At 50.7% G+C, this 10,646-nt stretch carries 11 protein-coding genes; 9 read left to right on the plus strand and 2 right to left on the minus strand.

Annotated features, from left to right (window positions below; all coding sequences use genetic code 11):
- Positions 1-279: 279 nt before the first annotated feature.
- The 9 genes from QW71_RS40730 to QW71_RS34875 all read left to right on the plus strand — a co-directional run bounded on the left by QW71_RS40730 (position 280) and on the right by QW71_RS34875 (position 9,876).
- Positions 280-834: a hypothetical protein gene (locus QW71_RS40730; protein WP_039310281.1), complete on the plus strand. Its 555-nt coding sequence runs from the start codon at positions 280-282 to the stop codon at positions 832-834.
- A gap of 94 nt (positions 835-928) precedes the next feature.
- Positions 929-1,423 carry a CYTH domain-containing protein gene (locus QW71_RS34845; RefSeq protein WP_039310282.1) on the plus strand — a complete coding sequence of 165 codons (495 nt, stop codon included), beginning with the start codon at positions 929-931 and terminating at the stop codon, positions 1,421-1,423.
- A 220-nt stretch (positions 1,424-1,643) separates the two neighbouring features.
- The gene (thrC, locus tag QW71_RS34850) at positions 1,644-3,032 is read left to right on the plus strand and encodes a threonine synthase (protein ID WP_039310283.1); all 1,389 of its coding nucleotides are present in this window, start codon (positions 1,644-1,646) and stop codon (positions 3,030-3,032) included.
- A 303-nt stretch (positions 3,033-3,335) separates the two neighbouring features.
- Complete coding sequence (locus QW71_RS40270; protein ID WP_306766089.1) at positions 3,336-3,500, plus strand: SDR family oxidoreductase; 165 nt, start codon at positions 3,336-3,338, stop codon at positions 3,498-3,500.
- A gap of 313 nt (positions 3,501-3,813) precedes the next feature.
- Positions 3,814-4,800 (plus strand): Gfo/Idh/MocA family protein, encoded by a 987-nt coding sequence (locus QW71_RS34855; protein ID WP_039310284.1) that lies wholly within the window; start codon positions 3,814-3,816, stop codon positions 4,798-4,800.
- A gap of 60 nt (positions 4,801-4,860) precedes the next feature.
- A complete protein-coding gene (locus QW71_RS34860) occupies positions 4,861-5,736 on the plus strand; it encodes a radical SAM/SPASM domain-containing protein (protein ID WP_039310285.1) in 876 nt (291 codons plus the stop codon).
- A 101-nt stretch (positions 5,737-5,837) separates the two neighbouring features.
- Complete coding sequence (locus QW71_RS34865; protein WP_039310286.1) at positions 5,838-6,512, plus strand: response regulator transcription factor; 675 nt, start codon at positions 5,838-5,840, stop codon at positions 6,510-6,512.
- A complete protein-coding gene (locus tag QW71_RS34870) occupies positions 6,509-7,876 on the plus strand; it encodes a HAMP domain-containing sensor histidine kinase (protein ID WP_039310287.1) in 1,368 nt (455 codons plus the stop codon). Before QW71_RS34865 ends, QW71_RS34870 begins: the two co-directional genes overlap by 4 nt.
- Positions 7,877-8,937: 1,061 nt before the next feature.
- A complete protein-coding gene (locus QW71_RS34875; RefSeq protein ID WP_235441634.1) occupies positions 8,938-9,876 on the plus strand; it encodes an alpha/beta fold hydrolase in 939 nt (312 codons plus the stop codon).
- 93 nt (positions 9,877-9,969) lie between these two features.
- Here the strand turns inward: QW71_RS34875 and QW71_RS34880 are convergent, their stop codons facing one another.
- Together QW71_RS34880 and QW71_RS34885 are read right to left on the minus strand one after the other, a co-directional pair.
- Positions 9,970-10,248, minus strand: coding sequence for a hypothetical protein (locus QW71_RS34880; protein WP_039310289.1), 279 nt, complete (start codon positions 10,246-10,248; stop codon positions 9,970-9,972).
- Positions 10,249-10,284: 36 nt separating this feature from the next.
- On the minus strand, positions 10,285-10,473 hold the full coding sequence (locus tag QW71_RS34885; RefSeq protein WP_039310290.1) for a hypothetical protein: 189 nt from the start codon (positions 10,471-10,473) through the stop codon (positions 10,285-10,287).
- Positions 10,474-10,646: the final 173 nt, after the last annotated feature.

Here is a 10,646-nt window from a genome sequence, read left to right on the forward strand (position 1 = left end):
GCCGCCGCTCTCGCAAGCTGCAGCTCTCGCAAGCCGCCGCTCTCGCAAGCCCCCGCTCTCGCAAGCCCGCAGCTCTCGCAAGCTCCCGCTCCCGCCAAGCCCTCACCCATACTTTATGCTCCCGCTAACCTCCACCCGCATTTGCCCAACGAGCGGTTTTGTGCCTGAACACCCGGGCAGGAGCGGGTTTTAGCATACATAGCTGGCGAGTGAGGTTTTTACTGTAACCTATATTGTATATAATGGAAGCAATGTTTGATTTCGGAGGAGGTGCTTGGGGTGACGGAGACGGAGCAGTTGAACGTGCCGGAGAATATGGAGCAGCCGGGAGAGCGGGGAGGGCCAGGAATGCGGGGGAAGCCGGGAAAGCCGGGAAAGCGGAAGAAGCTCACGCTGGGCCGGATCTTCCTGATTATTTTCCTATTGGGGCTTGCGGTTTATCACGTAGGTACGATCGCACAGATGTTCACTTCCTTCGAGGCAAGGGTGTCCAGCCGCGTCAGCCTGCAGGATATCACGTCGATAGAAATTACCCGGTCTTTGCCGGAAACGGCTGATGACGTCGTTGTCACGGTGACCGATCCGGCAGAAATCGCGGGGATCATGAATGCTTTTGCCGGAGTTAAGTTAAGAAGCTCTTATGCTTCCCATGATTTCACCAGAAGCTACTGGATTCATATCGATGTGAACAAATACTACCGATTCTCGATTAGAGTGGATGACGCCAAGTATATCTCGATCGGTGACTCCTCCCGGCGAGACAAGTACAGCAACGGATCTTTTAAAATCATAAACGATTATGACATCGGGTCGATCGACCGCCTGTTTCCGTGAGAATCCGCCGCTTCCGGTTGACTTGCGTATGACCCGCCCCTATGATGATAAATAATATGTAACATTAGGCTCGTACACAGAGGAGAGAAACAGCATGGCTATGGAGATTGAACGCAAATTCCTGCTGCCGGAATACCCGGAGCGGCTTATTGAAGAAGGACAATTGAAGGTGCTCACCCGGCACAGCATTGACCAGACCTACTTAGCGATTGAGGACGGGCAGGAACTGCGGGTACGCAAAATTACCGACCTGGATACGGGCGAAGTTACTTACACACATACGTTCAAGGATGGCAAAGGCATCAGCCGCCAGGAGATCGAATATTCCATATCGGCAGGCTTATATAATCAGATGATCGAGGCTGTGAAAGCTGTAGCACTGGTCAAAACCCGCATCACAGGCGTATGGAACGGCACAACGGTGGAGATTGATCTCTACACACAGCTGAAGCTTACGGTGCTGGAGGTTGAATTCGATTCCCTGGAGGAAGCGGAGAGCTTCATCGCCCCGGAATGGTTCGGCCAGGATGTCAGCACAGAGAAGAAGTACAGCAACAAAACCGTCTGGAAGCAGCTGCAGAACAAATAGTGTCCATAGGCATGATGCCGTAAAAAGGATACGGGCGAAACTTAGCTTTATTTTAAAAATAACGCCAATAATTAACGGACTTTAACGCGTAAACGTGTTACTATGTAAAGTAAAATTAAGCACCATATAAGCTGAACTTAAGAATGATGGCGAGTATTGTTATTAGGTCATTTTATATCAGCAGGTTAAATAAAGAGGGGTTCAGGAGGATGAGACGGGTATGGAGTATGTAAGCACAAGAGGCAAGGTGGAAGCAAGAGGCTTTATTGATACGGTTCTGATGGGACTGGCGGATGATGGCGGGTTGATGGTGCCTTTTCAGATTCCTACGGTTTCCCCTGAAAAGCTTGAAGAATGGAGAAGCCTCAGCTTCCAGGAGCTGTTCCTTGAGATTTTCTCCTACTATACCAATGATGAAATTCCCTATGATGACTTAAAAGAAATGGTCTACACCAGCTACGGCAATTTCCGCGCTCCGGAAGTAACACCGCTGCACAAAGTAAACGACTCCCTGTATGTGCTGGAGCTGTTCCACGGGCCTACGTTTGCCTTCAAGGATGTGGCGCTGCAGTTCATGGGTGAGCTGTATTCCTATATTGCCAAGGTGCGGGGCGAAATTATTCATATTCTCGGCGCAACCTCGGGCGATACCGGTGCGGCTGCAATCCAGGGTGTTCGCGGCAAGGAAGGCATCAAAATCTGTATTCTTCATCCGCATGGCAAGGTCAGCAAGGTGCAGGAGCTGCAAATGACGACCGTGGATGACAGCAACGTGCTGAACCTGTCCGTGGAGGGTAACTTCGACGATTGCCAGAAGATCATCAAGGAGCTGTTCGCCGACCTCGACTTCAAGGGACGGTATCACCTGCGGGCGATTAACTCGATCAACTTCGTGCGTATTCTGGCGCAGACGGTCTATTATTTCTATGCCTATCTGCAGCTTCCGGAGAGTGACAAGAAGAAGGTGAATATCAGCGTGCCTTCGGGGAACTTCGGCAATATTTTCTCAGGCTTCCTGGCGCAGAAAATGGGGCTGCCGATCAACAAGCTGATCATCGCCACCAATGAGAACAACATTCTCGAACGGTTCGTGTTAACCGGCGAATACAAACCAGGCAGCTTCACGGGCACCTACAGCCCGTCAATGGATATCCAGGTAGCAAGCAACTTCGAGCGTTATCTGTATTATCTGGTTGGTGAGGATACAGTGAAGCTGTCTGAATATATGGCAGCGTTGCAGAGTGAAGGCGCCATTACTGTTGACGGCGAACTGTTTGCCCGGGTGCAGGCCGATTTTTCCGCACTTGGCGTTAAGAACGCACAGTGCCTCGAGATCATTGCCAAATATGAGCAGGAATCCGGCTACCTGCTGGACCCGCATACGGCCTGTGGCGTTGCGGCTTACGAGAAGTTCAGCGCAGCAGATGAGACAAGCATCGCCTTCGCGACAGCGCATCCTGCCAAGTTTGACGAGGCGATTGCCCTGACCGGCATCAAGCAGGAATTCCCGGCGCAGATTGCTGCCCTGTTCGAGCAGCCGCAGCATCAGGTTGTGGTTGATCATGATAAGGCGGAGATCGTGCGCCAGCTGCAGGCTTTTTACGGTTAAAATGGCCTGCAGGTCTATACAGGTCCCGCTCTCTGAATAGGAATAGTACAGCCCCCGCTCTTCGGAGCGGGGGCTGTTTATGTTTTTGTGCTTAGTGTCTTCTGCGGAGAGCTCTTTATAAAAGGAAACATTGGTGCAGGTTCAAAGACGGAGACATTCATGGTTATAGCCTGATCTGACAAATTTGAGGAGGATTACGATGATCAACCTTTTTGATTTAACAGGTAAGACGGCGGTGATTGCTGGTGCATCCGGCGGAATCGGTGGCCCCAGCCTGTTCCATAGCGAGATGACGGAGAACCATTGTTCACCGAGCAGGCGCTGCGGATGTACAATGCGGTCTGTCCGATGGGCCGGCCCGGCAATCCGGGCGAGCTGAACGGGGCGGTGCTGTATTTTGCCTCGGATGCCTCCAGCTACACTACCGGTCAGACTCTGTTTGTAGACGGCGGCTGGACGATTGTATAGAAGCTGCATCGTATAGAAGCTATATAAAAGATTGCATAAACACTGCATAAACACTGCATATTAGACGAAGCGCCTGCATTTATGCAGGTGCTTTTTTTCACAAGCGGAATCTAGCGGAATTTGTCGGAAATTACGGCTGAAAAGTGGACATACCTACCACGGAATGAGAAAATAGCAGTTATAGATCAGTATGACATGCTGAAACCCTTCTGCTGTCCTGAGTAAGGATGGATAGGCTCAGCAGTAAATAGAAGGATACTTAATTGTGTTCGGATATAAAGTTTTATATTTATAAAAAAGGACGGGATCATTCATGACAATTCGTTTCGGGGTCGTAGGCACTAACTGGATTACTGACCGCTTCGTTCAAGCCGGACTGGAGAATGAGGAATTTATCCTCACAGCCGTGTATTCCCGCACAGAGGAGAAGGGACGGGCTTTTGCCGCAAAATATGCAGGGGCTTCGATCTATACGGATCTGGAGGAGATGGTATCCGGCGCAGAGGTGGACGCGGTCTATATCGCCAGCCCCAATTCGATGCATGCGGAGCAGTCCCTGATCTGTCTGAACCATGGCAAGCATGTGATCTGCGAGAAACCGGCTGCCTCCAACAGCAGAGAGCTGAAGGCGATGATTGACGCGGCGCGCAGCAATGATGTGCTGCTGATGGAAGCGATGAAATCAACCTTTATGCCGAATTTTGGTGTAATCCGGGATAATTTATATAAGCTGGGTCAAGTGCGGCGATATTTCGCCGGTTATTGTCAATACTCATCGAGGTACGATGCTTACCGCCAGGGCACGGTGCTGAACGCCTTCAATCCGGAATATTCGAATGGCTCGCTGATGGACCTGGGCATCTATTGCCTGTATCCCATGGTGGCGTTGTTCGGCAAGCCGGATTCGGTCAAGGCAGTGGGCATGATGCTCCCCTCCGGAGTGGACGGCGAAGGCAGCATGGTGATGCGTTATCCGGATATGGATGCCGTGGTTATGCATTCCAAGATTGCCGACTCCTATCTGCCGGCTGAGATTCAGGGCGAGAACGGAACGATGGTCATCGACAAGATCAACCAGCCCTATCAGGTCAAAATCCACTACCGTGACGGCACCATCGAAGAGCTTACGCTGCCGCAGGTGTTCGAGCCGATGTATTATGAGATTCAGGAATTCATTCATCTGCTGAAGAGCGGCCAGCGGGAGAGCGGCATTAACAGTCACGCGAATTCCCTGGCGGTCGCCGAGCTGATGGAGGATGCCAGAGCGCAGATCGGTCTGCGCTACGCTTCAGATCTATAGCTGTGCTGTACGGGCTGCACGGCCCGGATTAGGATGTACGATTGAAAAGGGGAGCGGAACTTGAAGACTTTCAAAAAGGTATACATCGAGATTACAAGCGTCTGCAACCTGGCCTGCAGCTTCTGTCCGCCAACCGAGCGGCAGAAGAATTTCATGAAGCTGGAGACGTTCAATACCATACTCGATGAGATTAAACCGCATAGCAATCATATCTACCTGCATGTCAAAGGCGAGCCGCTGCTCCATCCGAAGCTTGGCGAGCTGCTGGATGCGGCGCATGCCAAAGGCTTCAAGGTCAATATCACGACTAATGGGACGCTGATCCATAAGGCGGGGCCGAAGCTGCTGGGCAAGCCCGCATTGCGGCAGATGAACTTCTCGCTGCACAGCTTTGATGGCCACGCAGGCTCCGAGAACCGCGAAGGCTATGTGTCGGAGATTATCAATTTTGTCCGGGAGATATCTGCCCAGGGCGTCATTGTCTCGTTCCGGCTGTGGAACCTGACGGAGGACAACCGGACGAATCTGGAGAAAAGCCGCAACCGCGAGACGCTGGCTCTGCTGGAGGAGGCCTTCGGGCTCGACTACCGGATCGAAGAGAAGGTGGTCCCCGGCAGCGGGGTGAAGATTGCCCCGCGTGTCTATCTGAACCAGGACCACGAGTTCAGATGGCCGGCTCTTCATGAGCCGGAGGACGACGGCAAGGGCTTCTGCCATGCACTGCGCAGCCAGGCGGCTGTGCTGGTGGACGGCACGGTTGTACCGTGCTGCCTCGATGGCGAAGGGGTAATCAACCTCGGCAATATTCACGAGACACCGTTCTCCGAGATTGTCGAGGGCGAGCGGGCGAATAACCTGTTCTATGGCTTCTCCCGGCGGGAAGCTGTCGAGGAGCTGTGCCGCAAATGCGGGTACCGGCAGCGGTTCGGAACTTAGCCGGTTAGCGGGTGCTGGTGAATACAGGAAGCTGCCGCAGGGGAAGTTAAGCTTCTATCTGAATATCACTACAGGCCGGATAATGCGAAAAGAGGGAACGGATGCCTACTATACTTGTTGCAGACGACGATGCGAACATCCGCGAACTCGTCTGCCTATTTCTGCGTAATGATGGATACACAACAGCTGAAGCCGCGGACGGCAAGGAAGCACTAGAGGTTTACGCCAGGGAGCATGTTGATCTCGTCGTGCTCGATATTATGATGCCGGTGATGGACGGCTGGACGTTATGCAAGGAGCTCAGAAGAGCCGATCCTGATCTTCCGCTGCTGATGCTGACGGCCAGAGGCGAGACCTGGGAGAAGGTGAAGGGGTTCGAGCTGGGCACGGATGATTACCTGACCAAGCCGTTCGATCCGCTGGAGTTGACGGTCCGTGTCAGGGCGCTGCTGAAACGGTACCGGATTGGCAGCGCACAGATGATCCGGTTCGGCAACACTACCCTTGACCGGCAGACTTACAAGGTGATCAGCGGGACGGAATCGCTGTCGCTGCCGCTCAAGGAGTTCGAACTGCTGTACAAGCTTGCCGGGACACCCGGACAAGTCTATACGCGTGAGCAGCTGATCGATCAGATCTGGGGAATTGATTATCCCGGGGATGACCGGACGGTAGATGTGCATATCAAGCGGCTGCGGGAACGGTTTACGGCTACACCTGATTTTCGCATCGAGACTGTGCGCGGGCTGGGCTACCGGCTTGAGGTTACCGAATGATCAAATCCTTATATACCCGGGTTGTCCTGACCTTCCTGGTCTCCGTAATCGGGGGTACGGTCATTTCCTTTTTTGTGGCTACATGGCTATTCAGAGATAAATTAAACGAGAATCTGCAGCTCCCCCTGCTGCGCTTCGGACAGGATATTGTCCGGATCTATGACGCCTTCCCGCTGAGTGAGGCAGATGCGTTCGTATATGGAATGCAACAACTTGAATCTTACCATATCCGGATTTATGAACAGACGGGCCAGTTTCAGTCTTTCGGGAAGCTGCATGAGAATAAGCCGGTTACCGTGACCACGGAACAAGTAAAGCAAGTATTATCCGGGAAAATTGTTCAGCTTAATCCAACGGGAATTTCCACTACGCTCTTAGGGCTGCCGCTCACAACCGAAGCGGGGACGAAAGCGATGTTTGTAGAGCCCATCGGTCCTCCGTCCACCTCTTTTGTCCTGATATGGATTCTGAACTTCTCGATCTATTCGCTGGTAGCAGGAAGTCTTGTGATTCTGGTGGCTGCTATGTTCCTCGTCCGGCCGATCAAAAAGCTGACCACCGCGACCCGGCGGATCGCAGCTGGAGATTTCAATGTGAAGCTGAATATTAAGCAGAAGGGTGAGCTTGGTGCTTTGGCGCGCAGCTTTGAAGAGATGATGCGTGAACTGCAGCAGCTGGAGCAGATGCGCAGGGAATTCGTCACCAATGTGTCGCATGAGGTTCAGTCACCGCTGACCTCCATATCCGGGTATGCGCTGGCGCTTAAGCAGATGAATATCCCGGAGGGCGAGCGGAACCGTTATCTGGATATTATCATCAGCGAAGCGGAGCGGATGTCCAAGATGAGCGACAGTCTGCTGAAGCTGAGTCTGCTTGAATCGCAGTCACAGCAGCTCCAGCTCACCACGTTCAGCCTGGATGAACAGATCAGACGGGTGATCGTGGCACTCCAGCCGCAATGGTCGGCCCGCAGCATTAGCTTCGAGCTTCATCTGAAGGCCGTCCGGCTGACGGCTGACCATGATCAATTCAATCAGGTGTGGACGAATCTGCTGGGGAACAGCATCAAATTCTCCAGGGATGGCAGCGTGATCAGCGTCAGCCTCAGACAAGACAGCAAGAATGTAACTATAAGGATTTCAGACACGGGCATTGGGATCTCGCCAGAGGATCAGAAGCGGATCTTCGAACGGTTCTTCAAAGCCGACCGTTCCCACAGCCGCCAGTATAACGGAAGCGGTATGGGACTGGCCATTGTTAAGCAAATCGTCTTGCTCCATCAAGGTGATATCCGGGTGGAGAGTGAGCCGGGACGGGGCGCGAGCTTCATTGTCACCCTGCCGGTCACTGCACCGGCGGATTAATCTGTTCATGCTGAGGCAACCTGCTCAAGCTCCGGCTTATGCAGGTTGCCTCAGCTTTTTTTTCATTGACTGGAAAATCATGCTACTCGTCTATTGTGGATAATATGTGCATAATATTGTGGATAAATTACTTTGGAATTTGGAGCAGGAACCGTCTCTAGAGGACGATTTTTGTTCTTGAATCAGAAATCCCTCTGAATCTGCCGAAAGTGGGCAGTATGGGAAAATCAAAGGGATAAATCCCTCTGAATCCGCCGAAAGTGGGCAGTATGGGGAAATTAAAGGGATAAATCCCTCTGAATTCGCCGAAAGCGGGCAGTATGGGGAAATTAAAGGGATAAATCCCTCTGAATCTGCCGAAAGTGGGCAGTATGGGGAAATTAAAGGGATGAATCCCTCTGAATCTGCCGAAAGTGGGCGGCAAGCAGATGGCGTAAAATAAGTTGTGTACCAAAATTTGGAGCCTAGCCAGGCAACAAAAAAGTAGGGTATTCTCGGGATTGCGAAGTCCACCAAGAAAGGAACCCTACTCGAAGTGCCCCTGAATCTGCCGAAAGTGGGCGGCAAGCAGGAATCTGGGGCAGAAGTGCCCCTGAATCCGCCGAAAGTGAGCGGCAAGAGGAAATGAGGGGCAGAAGTGCCCTTGAATCCGCCGAAAGTGAGCGGCAGGAGGGAATGAGGAGCAGTGGCGCCTGTTTTCCCCGGGAACTGCCCCGGGAAGTAGTCTTAGTAGAGCATTGTGAGGTATCCTTAATCCTGCATAGGCTGCATAGGCTGCATAGGCTGCATGAGCTGTACAGGCTATATAAACTCCAGCCTGATTCACCCATAAGGGTGATTTTGTTCAAATATAAGAATTTATATGTTTCGCACGATAACTTATTCTTCTATTTCTCGCTGAAACACCCCGTCCTTAAAGGACGGCGTAGCCGTTTCCACTTGTATGCAGCTGTTCATATTCAGTTCATATTGCCGTCACGGGGAGTACATCTTCATTGTGTAAGCTTACCTTATTGGTTCGTAAGGATCTTAATCAAACGATGAGGACAGGTGCATGTATAATGAAAAAATGGCTTAGGGTTACGCTTAAAGCTATTGCGGCAATAATGATGGCCATAGTGCTTTTTTTAGCTGTTGTGTTTGTAGTGAATATCATCAGCAGCAAATCGGAGCAGGGGAAAATTGAAGCTTACGGCCAGCTGGTGCCTGTAGACGGCAAAAAGATGAATGTACTGATTCAAGGGACGGGCGAGGAAACTGTGGTGCTGCTGCCTGGTTATGGCACGGGCGCTCCGGCACTTGATTTCAAGCCGCTGATCGATGAGCTGTCTTCGTTCTACACGGTGGTGGCGGTTGAGCCGTTCGGCTATGGATTAAGTGATAGAACTGATAAGGAACGGACTAACGATAATATCGCAAGTGAAATTCATGAGGCATTGCAGCAGCTGGGTATTAACCGTTACACGCTGATGGGGCATTCCATTGCCGGCATATATGGACTGGATTATGTGAACAAGTACACAGACGAAGTGACTGCTTTTGTCGGAATCGACAGCAGCGTGCCGACACAAGGCGGGATGGATGCTGAGATGCCAGTCGGATTGTTCAAATTCCTCGACAAATCAGGTCTGATGAGATTGCTCAAGAAAGTAGGCGGTGATCCCTATGCCGGATTGCCGTTTGATGATCAGATTAAGCAGCAGATGAAAATGATCTCGAATAAAAACTCCAGCAACGACACTACCATGAATGAAATGAAACATTTCAATGATAACTTTACAGCGGCTCAGGCTTTGGCATTCCCTAAGGAGCTCCCGTTGCTCCTCTTCATACAGGCTAATAATACAGATGTTGAGGGCTGGCAGACGCTGCATGAAGGGCAAGTGAAGGATTCTGTGCACGGCAAACTGATCCCGCTTGAAGGGGAGCATTACCTGCACCACACCCTGTCTAAAGAGATCGTTCAGGATTATAAGGCGTTCATGGAACAGGTTAAATAATAGAAGCTTTGCGCTATATTCTGGTAAACAGAAACAGCGGCAGCCCGGGACAACAGGTCCTGGATTGCCGCTGTTTTGTGATGATAGTTGTAGTTAGCTTAGTTGATTATTTACGGGATTAAGAAACCAGGCAAGCTTCTCTTTATAGGCTTCAATATCATGAAAAGTCTGAAGCCCATGCTCCTGTAACAATTGGTGTAATTCCACCAGCTTATTAATCAATCCCTCTGCAACACGTACGATATTGTCCTTTTTGAAAATATACTTGGTGAAAGTAGCTTGTTCTGTACCCCAAATGACTGTTTCTTTCTTATACAGAACATCAATATAAAATCCTCCGCACCCAAAAATACCACAAGAGCAGGTATACATCGGGATTCTCCCTTGACGGGTAAGGGATTCGAAGAACTAAGTGACTACAAATACTTCACCCTCGTCTTCATTTAGCCTAAGTCCATTTACATATAGAGATATAGTTGAAGTAACTACCGGAGCTAATACCCGTTTATGCTTAGAGATATTCGTATATTTCTTGGATATATCAACCAACATTTCAAAAGTCAGTGTGTCTAAGCCGTTATCTTCAGAAGCAGCCATATATCATTACCACCTTTAGATGGAGGTCTGAGCGGACAGAGATTCCCCTATTTCGCCAAAAAACCTCATAATAAGGCTGAAACGGACTGAGATTCCGTTATGTTGTTCTTTTGAGCGTAAAAGGCAGTACACTTGCACCAAACCTGACATGAGTAGATATGGAAAAATAACCC

Origin of the sequence: Paenibacillus sp. IHB B 3415, assembly GCF_000802655.2 — a bacterium.
GTDB classification, from domain to species: domain Bacteria; phylum Bacillota; class Bacilli; order Paenibacillales; family Paenibacillaceae; genus Paenibacillus_AQ; species Paenibacillus_AQ phytohabitans.